This is a genomic window from Pseudomonas sp. 3HC3, assembly GCF_044904505.1.
Lineage (GTDB): Bacteria > Pseudomonadota > Gammaproteobacteria > Pseudomonadales > Pseudomonadaceae > Aquipseudomonas > Aquipseudomonas putida_Y.
The window spans coordinates 12235-28966 of sequence record NZ_JADDRH010000019.1 but is presented as its reverse complement, the minus strand read 5'-3'; the positions used below and the strand labels follow the sequence as shown (position 1 = coordinate 28966).

Here is a 16732-nt window from a genome sequence, read left to right as displayed (position 1 = left end):
GGTCACAGGCTCCTCATCATTCGCCACAGCACCAGGCAACCGAGTACCTGCAGGGCAAAGGCCAGCAACAGCATCATCTGGCCGCTGCTGTCCCGCCACATGGCCAGCAGGTAATGCGGGTTGGCCATCAGGAAGTAACCGACCATCGCCAGCGGCAACGAACCAAGAATGATTGCGGTGATGCGGGTTTCGCCGGTCATCGCCTTGAGCTGACGCGCCCCTTGTTCCCGCTCGCGGATCAGTTTGATCAGGTTCTCCATCAGCTCGCTGGCATTGCCGCCGTAGCGCTGGTTGATGCGCAAACCGAGGGCGAACAGCCGCAGTTCGTCCTGCTTGTGCAGTTCGGCTAGCTCGCTCACAGCATCCTCCAGCGCCACGCCCAACTGTACGTTGCGCCGCACACGCGCCATGGCTGAGCGCAGGGGATCGCGGCTACTGTCGATACCGCCCAGCACCGCATCATTTAGCGTGCGGCCAGCCTTGAGGCTGCGCACGCTATAGTCCAGCAGGCCAGGCAACTGGTCGACGATTTGCCGCATCTGACGGCGGCTTTGCCAGCTCAGGATCAAGTACGCAAGGGTTGGCAGGCCGATCAGCAGCATCAATGCGGCCACCCAGCCGGCGGCGATCAGCGCCAGCACCACCACGCCCAGCCACGCCAGTAACCAGCGCTGTGGCTTGATGTCGACAGCCCCCAAGCCGGCGCGCTGCAGCAGAGCGTCGAGCCATTCGCGCCGGCCGGTGCCATTGCGCACGATGCTGAACGCCCGCCCCAGGCGTTGCAGGATGCGCTCTTCGTGCCGCTTGTACAGGCCACGGCGCAACAGTAGCAGGGCGACGCCCATCAACAGCGGGGACAGCGCCAGCAGCAGGGGGCCGGTCACAGCACGCCCTCTGCGCGCAGCTTGCTGCCCGCCGGGTTAGGTGCTTCGCGAAGAAAGGTATCGCCGCCACGACGATCGAGGCGGAACAAGGTGTTGGTCACGTACACTTCATCGCGCACGCCGACCACTTCCAGCACCTCGCTGACGCAACGTCGGCCGTCAGGCAGACGGGTCAGCTGGATCACCACATCCAGCGCCGCGCAGACCATTTGCCGCAAGGTCTTTTCGGCAATCTGCCGGCCGCTCAGGCCGACCAGGGTTTCCAGGCGCAGCAGCGCATCCTGCGCGGAGTTGGCGTGCACCGTGCTCATCGAGCCATCGTGGCCGGTGTTCATCGCCGTGAGCACGTCGAGCACTTCGCTGCCGCGGATCTCGCCCAGAATGATGCGGTCGGGGCGCATGCGCAGGGCGTTGCGGATCAGTTCGCTGGCCTTGATTTCGCCATGCCCTTCGGCATTCGGCGGGCGAGTTTCCAGGCGCACCACATGGGGATGGTGCAGTTGCAGTTCGGCGACGTCTTCGATGGTCACCAGGCGTTCGCGGGGCGCGATCATCTGGCTGAGGATGTTCAGCAGGGTGGTCTTGCCGGTGCCGGTACCGCCACTGACCAGGATGTTGCAACGTTTGCCCACGGCGCGCTCGAAGAAGTCGAAGATGGGCTGGTCGATGGCGCGGGTGGCCAGCAGGTCGGCACTCTTGAGCATGTCCTGACGGAACTTGCGGATCGACAGGCATGGGCCGTCCAGTGCCACAGGCGGGATGATCGCATTCACCCGGCTGCCGTCGGGCATGCGGGCGTCGACCATTGGCGAGGATTCGTCCAGGCGTCGGCCAAGCGGTGCGAGGATGCGCTGCATCACCCGTTCCACATGGTGAGCGTCGATAAAGCGTAGGTCGATTTGTTGCAGCTGGCCCGCCCGCTCCACGAACACCCGGTGGGGGCCGTTGACCAGGATTTCCGTGACGGTGGGGTCACGCAGCAACACCTCCAGCGGGCCGAAACCGGTCAGCTCATCCACCAGCTCTTCGGCCAGGCGCTCCATTTCGTAGCGCGACATGGCCAGGTGCAGGCGCGCGACGTAATCACCCACCTGCTCCAGCACGAACTGGGTCAGCGCTGGCCGCGCGCCTTCCAGCAGGTTGCGGCCGCTGTCCTCGATGGCGTCGATGGCAAAGCGGTGCAGGGCCCGCTTTAGCGCGTAGGGGTCGCCCGAGGCGTGTTGCTGGCCACCAAAGGGTTGGTCATTGCTCATTTGCTGCCCCAAAGCCGACGCAGCCAGGTGAAGCCTGGTGGTGCGAGGTTTTCCGAGCGCCGTGCCAGGCGTTCACCCAGGCTGCGCAGGGCTTGAGTAAGGCTTTCACGCGGGGCCAGTTCGAACAGGCTCAGGCCCTGGTTTTTAACGTTCAGGCGTACTTCGGGGCTATAAGGGATGGCCTTGAGCAAGGGCAGCCCGTAGCGTTTGGCCAGGGTGTCGGCGTCGGGGGCAACGCTGCCCAGGTAGCGGTCAACCAGCAGGCTGGCGTGCTCCAGCTTCATGCCGTGGTCACGCCACAGGTCGAGCACTTCAAGGTTGCGCCGGCAGTCGAGGATATTCTGGTCGGTGTAGACGACCAGTTTGTCGCAATGGCTCACCAACGTGCGCAGGGCTTCGCTGTCGGCATGCCCGGTCAGGTTCACGACAATGTGCTGGAAGTGCTGGCGCAAAGCGCTCAGCAGCATGTACAGCTCGGCGGCGCTGGTTTGTTGCAGCGGTTCGTCGGCCTCGGCGTAGGTCAGCAGGCGCAAGCCTTTCTTGTCACGCGCGAATGCGCTGTCGATCAGCGTGGTGTCGAGGCGGCGCAGGTGGCGCAGGGCGTCGCCGAAGAAGAACGAAGCCTCCAGGCCGAGTAGCGCCAGGCTGTCGCCACGCGGCAGGCCCAGGTCCAGCAGCAGGGTTTGCTGGCCGCTTTCCTGCACCACGCGGGCAAGGTGGGTGGTGAGCAATGCCCCGTCCGCATTGGCTTGTAAGCCGAACAGCACCGTAAGCCCGCCAAGGCTGGGGTTGCTGGCCACCGCCGGCATGCGCTTGCCCAGGCGGCGCACAAGCCCGGCCACCTCGCTGGCGCGCGAGCCATAGGCGACGAAGTCGCGGGCGCCAGCGCGCATGGCATGCAGCACCAGTTGGTTGTCCATGCCATCGCCGAGGGCGACGATTGCCAACATCGGCCTGGCCTCCAGCACCCCCTCGATCAAGGCGCACTGGCTGACCAGCTGTTCGCGGTCCAGGCCGATGAACATCAGGTTGCTGTAGGTGGCATTGACCAGTGCCAGCAACTCGTCGAGGCTGCCGGCACTGGCCCCGATCACCTGGCCTTGCGGCGCCAGTGCGCCCTGTAGCCAGTGCAGGTCCTCTTCGTTGCGGGTGATGGCGAGGAAGGTGGGGTTCAGGCTCTCGTTCATTGGGATAACCCGCCTTTGCCATCGAAGTTGCCGTTTTCGAGGAAGAACAGGCGCCCCCAGCTGGGGTCGTAGTTGCGCAGGTTCTCGCCCGGCAGCTCCGGCAGCCTTGCGTTGGCCGCCAAGGGCTGGACCAGGTGTGGAGTGACGATCATCAGCAGTTCGGTTTCTTCGCGGCGCAAGGCCGAGTTGCGGAAGAACGCACCCAGTATCGGCAGGCTGCCCAGGCCGGGTAGCCGGTCTACTGCGGAACGCGTGTTGTTGCTGACCAGGCCGCTGATGATGAAACTTTCGCCATCGGCCAGGGCAATGCTGGTGTCGGTGCGTCTTACCGTCAAACCCGGCACCTGCGTGCCGGCGATGGTTACCACGTTGCTGTAGTCCAGTTCGCTGACCTCAGGCGCCACCTTGAGTGTGATCCTGCCTGGGCTAATGATGGTTGGTGTCAGCGCCAGACGTACGCCGAACTCTTTGTATTCGATCGATACGTTGTCGCTGCCTGCGCTGGGCACCGGGATCGGAATTTCACCGCCTGCCAGGAAGCTTGCTGTCTGGCCGCTGAGCACGGTCAGGCTCGGGCGCGCCAGGGTGTAAGCGAAGCCGCTGTTTTCCAGAGCGTTGATCATGGCCAGAAAGCGGCTGCTGCCGCCGCCCCAGACGATGTTGAAGACGGTGTCGTCGAGGGGAATACCGGGACGCACATCCGCATACGTAACCGGGTTCTCACCTGTCTGTATGCCCGGTACATAATCAGGTCGCACGACAGTATTCGGTACGGTACCCGGCGAGCCGATCAGGCTGTTGTTCGACCCCTTGAAGAACAGCCGTGCACCGGCCTCCTTGTATTTGGTACGGCGTACTTCCACGAAACGGATGTCGGCCTGCACCTGGCTGATCAGTTGCGCATCCTGCGACGGCAAAAAGCTGTCTTGCGCCATGTCGGCACTGGCCCGGCCTTTGACGAACACCATGGCCCGGTGCGGTGACGGGGCGCATGCTGTCCACAGCATCAGGGTGGTATTGCCCTGGCCCACCGCGGTAATCACCACGCCGCGCTCTCCGCTGGCCTGCACATCAGCCACCTTGGGTTCGCCTACGGCAACGCGGCTGATCGCCAGTGGCAGGCGCAGTTCCTGCTGCAGGCCTTGATCTATCTCGATGACCGAGGGCAGTTGATTGAACGCCTCGCAGCCTTTGCCGGTTGCCTGGGCCTGGGGCAACAGCACGGCCAGCAGCCCGGTACAACATGCTTGTCTCAAAAAGGAACTACGCATCGCTGCATCCTTGCCGGGTCAGGGGGTTTTATTCGTATCGTCAGCCTGTGCGCCACGGATGATGTGCATGGCGGGTTTGGGTCTACTGATCGCCAGGCTGGCAGCGTTGGCCACCGGCGATTGGGATAGCTGGCTGAAACGGTAGAGTTCGCGGTTGGCGGCGTCCACCTGCGGTTTGGCATCGGGGTCGTTCCAGTACCGCGCCAGGCGTTGTTCATCGGCACTGCGCACGGCCAGGCGCAACGTGCCGGCCTGGGCAGCCAGCATCAAACGGCTGGCCAAGGCCTCAGGCACTGCCAGCGCCACGGTGCGCGTCCCCGTGCTGTTGTTCAGGCTGGCTTGTTCACGCCGGGCCTTTTGCTCTTCGGCGGTTTGCGCCGGGCGGCCGTCGTTGGCCAGGCCCGTCTGCTCGCCGACACTGAGCACACGCAAGGCTGGCAGCACCACCTGGGCGGAGGATTGCGGGTTGTTGGGCTCTTCACGCAGGAACAGCAACACGTCCACGTAGTCGCCTGGGCGCAGTTGGCCGGCGGCGCCGACCACTTCGTCCACACCGACTGCCACGGCCCGTTCGTTGGCGCGGATCATCCGCGCCAGCGGCCCACCGGCCTGGAAGCTGAACTTATCCAGCCAGGTGCCTGCTGCAAGTGGCCTGGCGCTGGTGCGCCCGATCACCTGGGCGGTTTGCTGGTAGGCCCCTGTGGGTGCAACCTGCAGGCGTTCGATCAGCACATCGTCTTCAGTGACCGGCGTATTGGCTGGCAGTGCCTTGCGCAGGACGACCACGGCCGTACGCGGTGGCTCCGGTGGGGTGGTGGGCGGTGGGGCGACGGCTGCAATCGGTTGTTGGGCTGCAGGGGTAGCCGGTGCGGGCGCAGCCGCAGGGCGGCTCAGCACCACACCCCAGTAGCCGGCCAACAGTGCTGCCAGCAGGAAGAACGCAGCCAGGCATAGGGTCAAGCGACTGCTCATCTCGGCCTCCCTGCACGTATCGACTGGTGGCAAAAAGTCATCATTTCGCTATAGGACGGTAGCGCAGTCATCGCCATTTGCCATGCGTGAAAGGTTTTTTTTTGGGGGGATTGTGATTAAGTCGAGGTAATACAGACGGTTAGCAATTTTGCGAGTGTCAGTTCTCCTAAGCTAATACTTTGTGATTAATCCTTTGATACATTTGCAGTCCGCCTCAGCTTGGCGATTCTTTGATAGCAAATAGGTGTCACTTTGATACCGCAAATCGCCGGCATGTGCCGCAAGGAGCTGAGACATGAAACTGTTCATTCTGCACTGCATGAATTTTCTGCATCGCAAGGACGGTGCGTCCGGTATCGAATACGCGGTCATCGCGACGATGGTCGCGGTGGTGCTTGCCGCCTTCGTCGGAGACATCTCCACGGCCGTCAATGCCACCTTCACCACGATCAAAGATGCCCTTTGACCGGTGAGCAGGAGCCAACGCCATGCCGAACGCTCTCTCGCGCCAACAGATCCTCTTGGTGGATGACGAGCAGGACGCTCTGCTGGAACTGGCCGAACTTCTCGAGCACGAAGGCTTCGCTTGCCTGACCGCTAGATCGGTAAAGGCTGCCTTGCAACAGCTTACCCGTCATCCGGACGTTGCTCTGGTGATCACCGACCTGCGTATGCCGGAGGAAAGCGGCATTGGTTTGATCAGGCGCATGCGCGACCATACGGCCCGCCAGCACCTGCCAGTGATTGTCGTGTCCGGCCAGGCTGAACTGGATGACGTCAGCGAACTACTGCACCTGCAGGTGGTGGATTTTTTCCGTAAGCCGCTTTATCACGCGCGCTTGCTGAAAACACTGGAGAACCTGTTCCCCGTACCAAAGCTGAGGATAGTGAATTGAGGGAGGCCTTGAATGAAAACGCCCGGCACTTGGCCGGGCGTTTTCATTGGTGCGATCAGGCGTCCGGATCACTCAGTTCCAAGGCGCCGCGCTTGCTGCGCAGCTTGCCGTAGAAATGTTCCAGCGCGTGATTGAGCTTGGTGGCGGCACCGTCGACCGCCTGGTCCAGCGAAGTGGCGGTGTGGGTCACTGAAATCGGTTGGTGGCCTTTCGGGCGAGCCTCCATCTGGCAGCGTTTGTCATGCGGTCCGGGCTTGACGCCGTTCTCGTCGCGCAGGTGAACCTCGATGCGGGTGAGGTCTTCTTCGTAACGTTCCAGCGAGTTCTGCAGTGTGCTGCGGACCCACTGGTCGAGCCGGGCGTTACCGTCGAAATCGTTGCTGCTGTTGACCTGGATTTGCATGATTCAATCCTTATTCAGCTTGCTCGCATGGAGGCACGCTCAGGTCCTTGAGACCCTTGGAATTTCTGCGCCTCTTGACTCTAAGGTCAGGCAAGCGCGAGACGAATTCAAGCCCTTTTGGAAAATAAATTTCTTGTTGCAGGTTGGCGGACTGCGACGTGCCGCTCCCGCGGCCAAACGGGTAGAGGGTGCTGGGCTTTGCTTATGAGAATTGAAATCATTATTATTGCAATCTCGAAAACGTCCGGACCCCGTCATGACGCGCAAAACCGCCGGTCTCCCGCTCAGCTATCGCCTGGTCGTCGCCTCCCGTAGCCTGGCCGCGCTGCTGGGGGGCTACCTGTTGGCGTCCCTCGCGAGCGTCTGTATTGCCTTGCTGTCCCCATTGCCAAAGGTCGATGCCACGCTCATCGGCCTGCTGCTGTCGTTCGTCTTTTACCTGCTGGCGTTCATCTGGTGTTTTGCCTGCCGCAGCGCCTTTCGCGCCTGGTTGGGCGTATTGACGCCAAGCCTGCTGTTGGGCCTGATCAGCGGTGTTGCTTACTGGATGACAAACGCATGAAGGAAGGCTTTCGCCAGGCCATGGCCTGGCTGCACACTTGGACCGGCCTGATCTTCGGCTGGCTGTTGTTCGCCATCTTCCTTACCGGCACGCTGTCGTACTTCAAGGAAGAAATCACTCATTGGTCGCAGCCTGAAGTGCGCAGCCATGCCCTGGACCCGATCAAGAGCCTGGCTGTCGCTCAACGTTACCTGCAGGACAATGCAGGGCATTCGCGTACCTGGTTCATTCGCCTGCCGAACGAACGAGAGGCCGCCTTGAGTGTGGGCTACCGCGACCCCAGCGGCGGCCCGCGTGGCTTTGTCAGAAAAACCCTCGATACCCAGACCGGCCAGCCGGTGGCAGCACGTGACAGCCGCGGTGGTGAGTTCTTCTACCGCTTTCACTTCCAGCTTCAGATGCCTTACCCGGTTGGCCGTTGGCTCTCGACGTTCTGCGCTTTCATCATGCTGCTGGGGTTGGTCACCGGCATCATTACCCACAAGAAGATCTTCAAGGAGTTTTTCACCTTCCGCCCTGGCAAGGGGCAGCGTTCCTGGCTGGATGGGCACAACGCCATCGGCGTGCTGGTGCTGCCGTTCCACCTGATGATCAGCTATAGCAGCCTGGTGCTGTTCATGTACATGGTGATGCCGGCGGGCATCATGGCCAGCTACGGCAATGACACCGACAAGTACTTCAACGACCTGTTTGGCCGCAACGATGCGCCCAAGGCGGCCCAGGTGGCCACGCCGCTGGTAGCGCTGCCGAGCCTGTACGCCAAGGTGCAGGAGCTGCAGCCGGGGGCGCGCGTCGGCAACATCCAGGTGCAGAACCCGGGCGACAGCAATGCCCGCGTCACCTTCACCCAATCGGCAGCCGACCACGTGGCCTATCGGCGTAGTGCCAACTGGACATTCGATGGGGCCAGTGGTGCGTTGTTGAGCCAGGGCAAGCCAGAGAGCGGAGTAATGATGGCCGCCTTCAGTTTCGCCGGGCTGCACATGGGTAACTTCGCCGGGCCTTGGCTGCGCTGGCTGTATTTCTTCTTTGGCGTGGCCGGTACTGCAGTGATTGGTACCGGGTTGGTGATGTGGCTGGGCAAGCGCCAGCTCAAGCACGCCAGGAACGGGCATATGCCAGGTGAGCTGCGTCTGGTCGAAGTGCTCAATATTGCCAGCATGAGTGGCTTGTTGCTGGCGGTGGCGGGCTTCTTCTGGGCCAACCGCCTGGTGCCCTTGGCTGTCGCAGGCCGGGCCGACTGGGAGGTCAATGCTTTCTTCATTGTCTGGGGCCTGTCGCTGGTGCACGCCGTGCTGCGTAGCGGGCGCAAAGCCTGGGGTGAGCAACTGGCGCTGGGTGCGCTGGCCTTCGCCCTGCTGCCGTTGCTCAATGGCCTGACGACGGACCGGGGCTTGAACCATTCGATACTGGAGAGTGACTGGGCCATGGCCGGCTTCGACCTGACAGCCCTGGGGACCGGCCTGTTTCTGGCCTGGCTGGCCCACAAGATGCTGGCCAGCCCCACGCCTGTAGCCAAGCGCGCGGCCCGTACGACAAAAAAGCCGAGCATTGAAACGGTGGAGGTGAGCTGATGCTGGGTAACGCACTGATCGCCTTTGCAGGCTTCGTTGCCCTGTGCCTGGCGATGGAAAAGCACTTCAGCGACTTGCTGGGGCGCAAACCGCGCCCCCGCCACTTGCACCTGTTGCGTGTTGCAGGTTGGCTGCTGCTGATGCTGTCGCTGGTGTTCAGCGTGCACCTGCGTGGCTGGGCCCTCGGCCTGGTGGAGTGGACGGCGGTGATGATGGCCGGGGTAACTCTGTGGGTGTTCGGCCTGCCGTACCAGCCTCGTCTGCTTCTGGGCCTGGCCGCCGTCAGCGTGGTGCTGGGCCCGATGCTCGCTGTGTTTGCCGTGTGACCCCGTGAGCGAGCCGGGGGATATCATCGAGCCTGAAGCTGACTGCGCAGGCGGGCGTGCACGTTTCGTCCAGGTGTTCCAGGCCCAGCGTGCGCGTATGGAGGCGCTGGTAAGTCGTCGGGTCGGCTGCCGCGACACCGCTTCGGACCTGGTCCAGGAGTTGTTCCTGCGTTTCTGGCGTCGCCCCGAGGTCAAGGTCGAGGCGCTGGACACTTACCTGCTGCGTTGCGCTGGCAACCTGGCCATAGACCACCTGCGCAGCGAAAGTAGCCGCGAACGCGTGGCCGAAGCCACTGTGCCGGTGAACGAGGCGAGCCTGGCCCAGGCCCCTGAGCTGGCCGTGGAGGTCGATCACGATTTGCAGCGTATCGAGGCCACCTTGCGTGCCTTGCCCGAGCGCACCCGGCAGATCTTCCTGCTCAACCGCATTCACGGCTGCAAGTACAGCGAGATCGCCAAAGCCATGCAGCTGTCACAGAGCGCCGTGGAAAAGCATATGATGCGCGCCCTTGAAGCGTGCAAGGCGAGTGTTGCCGAGCCCGCGTCCACCCCACGCCGGCCAGGGAGCGCCCGTCGATGAGCCGTTTACCGCCGATCACTGAGGCGCAGTTTCAGGCCGCCCTGCAATGGCTCAGCCGGATCAACGAGCAACCCGGGCAAGCCGAAGGGGCGGCATTCAAGCGCTGGTTGCTGGCCGCCCCCGCGCACCGCGCAGCTTATGAACAGGCCCAGGTGCTGTGGCAGAAAAGCGCCGCCCCGGCGGCGCGGCTGGCGGACGAAGAACAGGACGCCCTGCAGCGCTACCTCGATGCCATGGCCAGACCACCGGCGCGTGGCGGCTGGCGGCGGGTGGCACGGCTGGCGTTGGCAGCCTGCCTGGTGCTGGCAGTGGGCGTCGCAGGTGGTTGGCACCCGGGGTACTGGTTGCAGGACCTGCAGGCGGACTACAGCAGTGCCGGGCAGATCCGCCAGGTGACCTTGGCCGATCAGTCGCAGGTGACGCTTGATGCAGGTAGCGCCATTGCAGTCGATTTTACCCAGGGTGAGCGCCGTGTGCGGTTGCTGCATGGCGCGGCGTTCTTCGAGGTTACCCATACAGGTGAGCCGTTCCTGGTGGAAGCTGCCGGCGGCGAAGTGCGGGTGCTTGGCACCCAGTTCGAGGTGCGTGAGCAAGGCGAGGGCGCCCAGGTGACGGTGCGCAGCGGCCGTGTGGGTGTCAGCCCCGCGCAAGGCACTTTGGCGCGAGAACTGACTGCCAACCAGCAGGCTACCTACAGCGCAGGTAGGGTAAGCGACACCCTGGCGGTGGACAGTGACAACCGCCTGGCCTGGCGCCAGGGGTGGCTGAACTATTACCAGGTACCGCTGGCGCAGGTGATCGAAGACCTTGGGCGTTATTACCCAGGGCGCATCCTGTTGCTCGATGGTGACCTGGGGCAGCGCAAGGTCAGCGGCAGCTTCCCGGTGGCCGAGCCGCTGCTGGCGCTGGATTCGCTGGGCAAGGTGATGGGTTTTTCACGGCAGACCGTGTTGGGGCGTTTGACCCTGATTCGGTAGTTGCCTGTGCCGGCCTCTTCGCGGGTAAACCCGCTCCTACAGCGTCCCCCCCCCTGTAGGAGCGGGTTTACCCGCGAAGAGGCCGGCACAGCAAAAATATTTCCAGGCACAGGTGAGGTAACAGCACGTGGCATCCGTGTAATGAGTGAAAGTGCGATTGATTCGCAATAATCACCCTTCCACAGGTCAGCGTCCATGAAGTTCTCCCCGCGTTGCGTCCCTCTCTGGTTCGGCCTTGTTGCGCTCCCGGCCTTCGCTGTCGCCCCCCTGGCAAGCGCGGCCGAGCAACTGCAGGCCTATACCTTCGCCCAGCCGGCCCAACCCTTGGCCCAGGCCCTGAACGCCTTCAGCCGCACCACGGGCCAGAGCGTGGTCTACACCCTGGAACTGCCGGGCGTGCAAGCGCCAGCGCTGAATGGTCGGTTCAGCGCCGAGCAGGCGCTGCAACAACTGCTGGGCAACGCTGGGCTGGCCTGGCGCCGCGTCGACGCACGTACCTTGACGCTCGAACCTGCAGACACCTCCGGTGCCCTCAACCTGCAGGCCACCACCGTGACCTCGCAGCTGGACGACTACAGCTACCAACCCCCGGCCAGCGCTTCGATCATGCGCGGGCAGGGGCCGAACCAGGACATCCCCCAGGCAATCAACGTGGTACCGGCACAGGTCATTCGCGACCAGGCCCCGCGCAACCTCGATGACGCCCTGACCAACGTCAGCGGCATTACCCAGGGCAACAACTTCGGCGGCACATCCGACACGGTGATGAAACGTGGCTTTGGCGACAACCGCGACGGCTCGATCATGCGCGATGGCATGCCCGTGGTGCAGGGTCGCAACCTCAACGCCAGCACCGAGCGGGTCGAAGTGCTCAAGGGCCCTGCCTCGCTGCTGTACGGTATCCAGGACCCGGGTGGGGTCATCAACGTGGTCAGCAAGCGTCCGCAGTTGCAGCAGTACAACGCCCTGACTGTGCGCGGCTCGACCTATGGCAGCGGCAAGAACGGCAGCGGTGGCGGGCTCGACAGCACGGGCGCCTTGGGTGACAGCAACTTCGCCTACCGCCTGATCGTCGACCACGAAGACGAAGACTACTGGCGCAACTACGGCGTGCACCGTGAATCGCTGGTGGCGCCGTCGCTGGCCTGGCTGGGCGAAGACACCCAGGTGGTGCTGGCCTACGAGCACCGTGAATTTCTCTACCCCTTCGACCGTGGCACCGCGTTCGGCAACAACGGCCACCCGCTGAATATCCCCGCCACACGCCGCCTGGACGAGCCGTTCAACGACATGGAAGGGCGCTCCGACCTGTATCGCCTGGAAGTCGATCATCAGCTGGCTGATGACTGGAAGCTGCACGTTGGCTACAGCTTCAATCGTGAGACCTATGATGCCAGCCAGGTTCGCGTGACCGGCGTCAATGAAACCCAAGGCACGCTGACACGCAGCATCGACGGCACCCACAATGCCATGAGCCGTGACCAGTTCGTGACCCTGAGCCTCAATGGCAATGTCGAGCTGGCGGGGATGCAGCATGACCTGCTGTTTGGCATCGACCATGAAGACCGCAAGATCTTTCGCGGTGACCTGATCCGCCAGACACCGCAGTCCACGTTCAGTTATCTGGACCCGGTCTACGGACAGGAAGTGGAGGGTTCCAACGTACGCGCCAGCGACAGCGACCAGACCGACAAGCTGCGCACCGATGCGCTGTTCGTGCAGGACGCGCTGCACCTCGATGAGCACTGGATCCTTGTAGCAGGAGCGCGCTTCCAGCAGTACGACCAGTACGCTGGCCGCGGTCGCCCGTTCAAGGCCAATACCGACAGCAGTGGCCAGGCCTGGGTACCTCACGCCGGTATCGTTTACAAAGTCGACGACCAGCTCTCGTTCTATGGCAGCTACAGCGAGTCGTTCAAGCCCAACTCGACCATCGCGCCGCTGACCGGCAATGTTGTGCTCGACGCCTCGGTGGCACCTGAGGAGGGCAAGTCCTGGGAACTGGGCGCCAAGCTCGACATGCCGGGCCGCATCACGGGCACCCTGGCGTTGTTCGATATCACCAAACGCAATGTACTGGTTTCGAACATTGACGCCATCACCCGCGAGACGGTCTACAGCAATGCGGGTGAGGTCAGTTCACGCGGTGTGGAGCTCGACGTGACCGGCCAGCTCAGCGAGCGCTGGAGCTTGATCGGCAGCTATGCACTGACCGATGCCAAGGTAACCAAGGACCCTGATCTTCAGGGCAACCGCCTGCAGAACGTGGCCCGGCACAGTGGCTCGTTGTCGGCGGTGTATGACTTTGGCAGCCTGTTCGGGGGGGACCGGCTGCGCTTCGGTGCCGGGGCCCGTTATGTAGGCGAGCGTTCGGGTAACTCGACCAATACCTTCGACTTGCCGAGCTATACCGTTGCTGATGCGTTTGCCACCTATGAGACCCAACTCGACGAGCACAACGTGCGCCTGCAACTGAACGTGAAGAACCTGTTCGACAAGGTGTATTACAGCTCGGCGGTGAACCAGTACTTTGTGGCGGTCGGCGATGCGCGGCAGGTAAGTTTGTCGAGCACCTTCGAGTTCTAGGTCATCAGGGGCCGCAGAGCGGACCCGGCTTCAGATGACAAAGGCGCTGCGGTATTCGCCAGGTGTGGCACCCAGGGCCTGCCGAAATCGGTTGCTGAAATGGCTGGCACTGGCAAACCCGCACAACAAGGCAATCTCCCCCAGCGGTAACACGCCCAGACGCAACAGCTGGCACGCCCGGTGCAGCCGCCGGGCCAGCAGATACTGGTGCGGCGGGAGCCCAAAGCTGGCGCGGAACATGCGCGCGAAGTGGTATTCGGACAAGTTGCAGCGCAGCGCCAGCTCGCCCAGGGTGATGGGCTGGTCCAGGTTTGCCTCGATGTAGTCTGCCAGTTGCCGGCGCAGGTTTGGCGCCAGCCCGCCTTTCAGGCGCAGGCCGTGGCGCAACCCGACCTGGCTGAGCAGCGCATGGTCAACGATTTCGTGCGCCAGGCTGCTGGCCAGCAGGCGCTCGCCGGGTTCGCCCCAATCCAGCTGGATCAATTGACGAAAGCGTGCAGCCTGCTGCGGGTCGTCCAGAAAGGTTGCTTCCTGCAGTTGCAGCTCGCGCGGTTCCCGGTCGAGCAGACGCACACAGCCCAAGGCGAACTGCGCCTCGCTGACATACAGGTGCGCCAGGCGGATCGCGCCATTGACGACCCAGTTCGATTCCTGCCCGGCCGGCATCACGCACAGCTTGTCGGGTGCACCTTTGTCGGCCGGGCGCTGGCGGCGGAAAGTGCCGGTGCCGTCGGCGATGTAGCACGACAGGGTGTGATGGCTGGGTGCCTGGTAGTCGCGGGCATCGTCACGGTTGCTCCACAACGCCGCCGCCAGGCCGTCGCCCAGGTGCGCGCTCAGCTCCAGCCTTGCGTGGGGCGAGGCATGCATGGCGTTGAACACTTGCAACTGGTTGAGTGGCGTCATTGGCGGGTCCTCTTGCCAGCCATCCTACTGTGCACTGGATCGAGTGACATCTACCGGCGCAAGAAAAGCGCAAGTTTATGCAAGCAGCCAGAGGCCGATCGAAAGAACACTGGTGATCCCTGTAGGAGCGGGTTTACCCGCGAAGCGCCGGGCACCGATTTCCAAAGGCCCAAGGAACTGCCGCCATGAACCTGTCACTCTATCTGCTCACCGTCCTGATCTGGGGCACCACCTGGATCGCCCTGAAACTCCAGCTAGGCGTGGTCGCGATCCCGGTGTCGATCGTCTACCGCTTCGCCCTGGCTGGCCTGATCCTGTTTGCTTTCCTGTTGTTGACCCGTCGGCTGCAACCCATGAACCGCCGGGGCCACCAGATCTGCCTGGCCCAGGGCCTGTGCCTGTTCTGCGTCAACTTCATCTGCTTCCTCAGCGCCAGCCAGTGGATCGCCAGCGGCCTGATCGCGGTGGTGTTCTCAACCGCCACACTGTGGAACGCGCTTAACGCCCGAATTTTCTTCGGCCAGAAAATCGCCACCAATGTGCTTGGCGGGGGGGCTTTGGGCCTGCTTGGCCTGGGCCTGCTGTTCTGGCCGGAGCTCTCGCATCACGCAGCCAGCCGCGAAACCCTGTATGGCCTGGGCTTGGCCTTGTTGGGCACGCTGTGCTTCTCGGCCGGCAACATGCTGTCGAGCATGCAGCAGAAGGCCGGGCTCAAGCCGATGACTACCAATGCCTGGGGCATGGTCTATGGCGCGGTGATGCTGGCGGTGTTCTGTGTGGTCAGCGGCGTGCCGTTCAGCATGGAGTGGAATGCGCGCTACATCGGTTCGCTGCTGTACCTGGTGGTGCCGGGGTCGGTGATTGCCTTCACTGCCTACCTGACCCTGGTCGGGCGCATGGGGCCGGAGCGGGCAGCTTATTGCACGGTGCTGTTCCCCTTGGTGGCGTTGAATGTGTCGGCGGTGGCCGAGGGTTACCAGTGGACGGCGCCGGCCTTGCTCGGTTTGGTGGCGGTGATGGCGGGGAATGTGCTGGTGTTTCGCAAGCCCCGGGCCAGGGTGGCTGAGGGTGTTGCGGTGGCCAAATAGGTGATGGTTGCCTGGGCCGGCCCTTTCGCGGGTAAACCCGCTCCTACAGGGCAGTGCACACCCGTTGTAGGAGCGGGTTTACCCGCGAAGGGGCCAGCACAGGCACTCCAAATTGTAGGAGCGGGTTTACCCGCGAAGAGGCCAGCACAGGCACTCCAAAACGGTCAGCCCTTCCACACCTGCGGGTTCACCAGGTCCCGCGGCCGCTCGCCCAGCAGCGCCGCACGCAGGTTGTCGATCGCCCGGTTGGCCATGGCCTCACGGGTTTCGGCAGTAGCCGAACCAATGTGCGGCAAGGTCAGCGCATTGGGCAGCTTGAACAGCGGCGAATCGCTCAGCGGTTCTTTCTCGTACACGTCCAGGCCTGCGCCGCGAATGGTGCCGGCCTGCAGCGCCTCGATCAGCGCCGCCTCATCCACCACCGGCCCCCGGGCAATGTTGATCAGGAACGCACTCGGCTTCATCAGCTTCAGCTCGCGGCTGCTGATCAGCTTGCGGGTGGCATCGGACAATGGCACCACGATCACCACGAAGTCGGCCTCGGCCAGCAACTGATCCAGGCTGCGGAACTGCGCGCCCAGTTCCTGCTCCAGCGCGGTCTTGCGGCTGTTGCCGCTGTACAGGATCGGCATGTTGAAACCGAAGCGGCCACGGCGTGCCACTGCTGCACCAATGTTGCCCATGCCGACGATACCCAGGGTCTTGCCATGCACATCGCTGCCGAAGTGGGCCGGGCCCACGGTGGCCTGCCAGTTGCCGGCCTTGGTCCACGCATCCAGCTCGGCGGTGCGGCGGGCGCAGCCCATGATCAGCGAGAAGCCCAGGTCGGCGGTGCTTTCGGTCAGCACGTCAGGGGTGTTGGTCAGTGCGATGCCGCGCTCGTTGAAGTAGTCGAGGTCGTAGTTGTCATAGCCGACCGACACGCTGGACACCACCTCCAGCCTGGCCGCACCCTCAAGCTGGACGCGGCCGAGCTTGCGGCCAACGCCAATCAGGCCATGGGCTTCGGGCAGGGCTTCGTTGAACTGGGCGCTGATGTCGCCGAGCTTGGGGTTGGGCAGGATCACGTTGAAGTCTTGCTGCAGGCGTTCGGCCATGGCCGGGGTGATTCGGCTGAAGGCCAGGACGGTCTTTTTCATCGGGCAACTTCTCTGCAAGGCGGGGTGGGGCTGTGCCGGCCTTTTCGCGGGCAAGCCCGCTCCTACAGGGGGCGCGGTGCCTTATAGGAACGGGCTTGCCCGCGAAAGGGGCGGAACAGGCGAAATCA

17 protein-coding genes are annotated in these 16732 nt (G+C 63.3%); 9 read left to right on the top strand and 8 right to left on the bottom strand.

What is annotated here, in order from left to right:
- Positions 1–2: 2 nt before the first annotated feature.
- Genes INQ47_RS20785 through cpaB form a run of 5 tightly spaced genes read right to left on the bottom strand, consistent with a single transcriptional unit; the run spans position 3 to position 5567 of the window.
- Positions 3–884, bottom strand: coding sequence for a type II secretion system F family protein (locus INQ47_RS20785; protein WP_404702483.1), 882 nt, complete (start codon positions 882–884; stop codon positions 3–5).
- Positions 881–2137, bottom strand: coding sequence for a CpaF family protein (locus INQ47_RS20780; protein WP_404702482.1), 1257 nt, complete (start codon positions 2135–2137; stop codon positions 881–883). The genes INQ47_RS20785 and INQ47_RS20780 overlap by 4 nt, the downstream gene beginning before the upstream one ends.
- Positions 2134–3324: a pilus assembly protein gene (locus tag INQ47_RS20775; RefSeq protein WP_252460820.1), complete on the bottom strand. Its 1191-nt coding sequence runs from the start codon at positions 3322–3324 to the stop codon at positions 2134–2136. The genes INQ47_RS20780 and INQ47_RS20775 overlap by 4 nt, the downstream gene beginning before the upstream one ends.
- Positions 3321–4595 carry a type II and III secretion system protein family protein gene (locus tag INQ47_RS20770; RefSeq protein ID WP_252460818.1) on the bottom strand — a complete coding sequence of 425 codons (1275 nt, stop codon included), beginning with the start codon at positions 4593–4595 and terminating at the stop codon, positions 3321–3323. The genes INQ47_RS20775 and INQ47_RS20770 overlap by 4 nt, the downstream gene beginning before the upstream one ends.
- 18 nt (positions 4596–4613) lie before the next feature.
- The gene (cpaB, locus tag INQ47_RS20765) at positions 4614–5567 is read right to left on the bottom strand and encodes a Flp pilus assembly protein CpaB (RefSeq protein WP_404702481.1); all 954 of its coding nucleotides are present in this window, start codon (positions 5565–5567) and stop codon (positions 4614–4616) included.
- A 295-nt stretch (positions 5568–5862) separates the two neighbouring features.
- Between cpaB and INQ47_RS20760 the strand changes: the two genes are divergently transcribed.
- Both INQ47_RS20760 and INQ47_RS20755 read left to right on the top strand, forming a co-directional pair.
- Positions 5863–6033 (top strand): Flp family type IVb pilin, encoded by a 171-nt coding sequence (locus INQ47_RS20760; protein ID WP_252460814.1) that lies wholly within the window; start codon positions 5863–5865, stop codon positions 6031–6033.
- A 22-nt stretch (positions 6034–6055) separates the two neighbouring features.
- Complete coding sequence (locus INQ47_RS20755) at positions 6056–6463, top strand: response regulator (RefSeq protein ID WP_252460812.1); 408 nt, start codon at positions 6056–6058, stop codon at positions 6461–6463.
- Between the two features lie 55 nt (positions 6464–6518).
- On the opposite strand, the gene INQ47_RS20750 is transcribed toward INQ47_RS20755, so the two are convergent.
- Complete coding sequence (locus INQ47_RS20750; RefSeq protein WP_252460811.1) at positions 6519–6866, bottom strand: HPF/RaiA family ribosome-associated protein; 348 nt, start codon at positions 6864–6866, stop codon at positions 6519–6521.
- A 256-nt stretch (positions 6867–7122) separates the two neighbouring features.
- On the opposite strand from INQ47_RS20750, the gene INQ47_RS20745 reads away from it, so the two are divergent.
- The 6 genes from INQ47_RS20745 (at position 7123) to INQ47_RS20720 (ending at position 13471) form a co-directional block, all read left to right on the top strand.
- Entirely contained in the window at positions 7123–7428 is a 306-nt protein-coding gene (locus INQ47_RS20745; RefSeq protein ID WP_404702480.1) for a DUF3649 domain-containing protein, read from the top strand.
- Complete coding sequence (locus INQ47_RS20740; RefSeq protein ID WP_404702479.1) at positions 7425–9002, top strand: PepSY-associated TM helix domain-containing protein; 1578 nt, start codon at positions 7425–7427, stop codon at positions 9000–9002. The genes INQ47_RS20745 and INQ47_RS20740 overlap by 4 nt, the downstream gene beginning before the upstream one ends.
- Positions 9002–9328 carry a DUF3325 domain-containing protein gene (locus INQ47_RS20735; protein WP_252460806.1) on the top strand — a complete coding sequence of 109 codons (327 nt, stop codon included), beginning with the start codon at positions 9002–9004 and terminating at the stop codon, positions 9326–9328. Before INQ47_RS20740 ends, INQ47_RS20735 begins: the two co-directional genes overlap by 1 nt.
- 4 nt (positions 9329–9332) lie before the next feature.
- The gene (locus INQ47_RS20730; RefSeq protein ID WP_404702478.1) at positions 9333–9908 is read left to right on the top strand and encodes an RNA polymerase sigma factor; all 576 of its coding nucleotides are present in this window, start codon (positions 9333–9335) and stop codon (positions 9906–9908) included.
- Positions 9905–10885 (top strand): FecR family protein, encoded by a 981-nt coding sequence (locus tag INQ47_RS20725; protein ID WP_404702477.1) that lies wholly within the window; start codon positions 9905–9907, stop codon positions 10883–10885. Before INQ47_RS20730 ends, INQ47_RS20725 begins: the two co-directional genes overlap by 4 nt.
- A 195-nt stretch (positions 10886–11080) precedes the next feature.
- Positions 11081–13471, top strand: a complete 2391-nt coding sequence (locus INQ47_RS20720; RefSeq protein ID WP_404702476.1) for a TonB-dependent siderophore receptor — start codon at positions 11081–11083, stop codon at positions 13469–13471.
- Between the two features lie 30 nt (positions 13472–13501).
- Here INQ47_RS20720 and INQ47_RS20715 read toward each other — a convergent pair whose 3' ends face one another.
- A complete protein-coding gene (locus tag INQ47_RS20715; protein WP_252458271.1) occupies positions 13502–14377 on the bottom strand; it encodes an AraC family transcriptional regulator in 876 nt (291 codons plus the stop codon).
- Between the two features lie 185 nt (positions 14378–14562).
- Here INQ47_RS20715 and INQ47_RS20710 point away from each other — a divergent pair, with 185 nt between their 5' ends.
- The gene (locus INQ47_RS20710) at positions 14563–15465 is read left to right on the top strand and encodes a DMT family transporter (protein ID WP_252458272.1); all 903 of its coding nucleotides are present in this window, start codon (positions 14563–14565) and stop codon (positions 15463–15465) included.
- A 164-nt stretch (positions 15466–15629) separates the two neighbouring features.
- Here INQ47_RS20710 and INQ47_RS20705 read toward each other — a convergent pair whose 3' ends face one another.
- Positions 15630–16604, bottom strand: coding sequence for a D-glycerate dehydrogenase (locus INQ47_RS20705; RefSeq protein WP_176682570.1), 975 nt, complete (start codon positions 16602–16604; stop codon positions 15630–15632).
- Positions 16605–16732 lie beyond the last annotated feature (128 nt).

Excerpts from the sequence above, each read along its gene's own strand:
- INQ47_RS20780 (WP_404702482.1), bottom strand. The coding sequence starts at position 2,137 with ATGAGCAATGACCAACCCTTTGGTGGCCAGCAACACGCCTCGGGCGAC.
- INQ47_RS20775 (WP_252460820.1), bottom strand. The coding sequence starts at position 3,324 with ATGAACGAGAGCCTGAACCCCACCTTCCTCGCCATCACCCGCAACGAA.
- INQ47_RS20770 (WP_252460818.1), bottom strand. The coding sequence starts at position 4,595 with ATGCGTAGTTCCTTTTTGAGACAAGCATGTTGTACCGGGCTGCTGGCC.
- cpaB (WP_404702481.1), bottom strand. The coding sequence starts at position 5,567 with ATGAGCAGTCGCTTGACCCTATGCCTGGCTGCGTTCTTCCTGCTGGCA.
- INQ47_RS20760 (WP_252460814.1), top strand. The coding sequence starts at position 5,863 with ATGAAACTGTTCATTCTGCACTGCATGAATTTTCTGCATCGCAAGGAC.
- INQ47_RS20755 (WP_252460812.1), top strand. The coding sequence starts at position 6,056 with ATGCCGAACGCTCTCTCGCGCCAACAGATCCTCTTGGTGGATGACGAG.
- INQ47_RS20750 (WP_252460811.1), bottom strand. The coding sequence starts at position 6,866 with ATGCAAATCCAGGTCAACAGCAGCAACGATTTCGACGGTAACGCCCGG.
- INQ47_RS20745 (WP_404702480.1), top strand. The coding sequence starts at position 7,123 with ATGACGCGCAAAACCGCCGGTCTCCCGCTCAGCTATCGCCTGGTCGTC.
- INQ47_RS20740 (WP_404702479.1), top strand. The coding sequence starts at position 7,425 with ATGAAGGAAGGCTTTCGCCAGGCCATGGCCTGGCTGCACACTTGGACC.
- INQ47_RS20735 (WP_252460806.1), top strand. The coding sequence starts at position 9,002 with ATGCTGGGTAACGCACTGATCGCCTTTGCAGGCTTCGTTGCCCTGTGC.
- INQ47_RS20725 (WP_404702477.1), top strand. The coding sequence starts at position 9,905 with ATGAGCCGTTTACCGCCGATCACTGAGGCGCAGTTTCAGGCCGCCCTG.
- INQ47_RS20720 (WP_404702476.1), top strand. The coding sequence starts at position 11,081 with ATGAAGTTCTCCCCGCGTTGCGTCCCTCTCTGGTTCGGCCTTGTTGCG.
- INQ47_RS20715 (WP_252458271.1), bottom strand. The coding sequence starts at position 14,377 with ATGACGCCACTCAACCAGTTGCAAGTGTTCAACGCCATGCATGCCTCG.
- INQ47_RS20710 (WP_252458272.1), top strand. The coding sequence starts at position 14,563 with ATGAACCTGTCACTCTATCTGCTCACCGTCCTGATCTGGGGCACCACC.
- INQ47_RS20705 (WP_176682570.1), bottom strand. The coding sequence starts at position 16,604 with ATGAAAAAGACCGTCCTGGCCTTCAGCCGAATCACCCCGGCCATGGCC.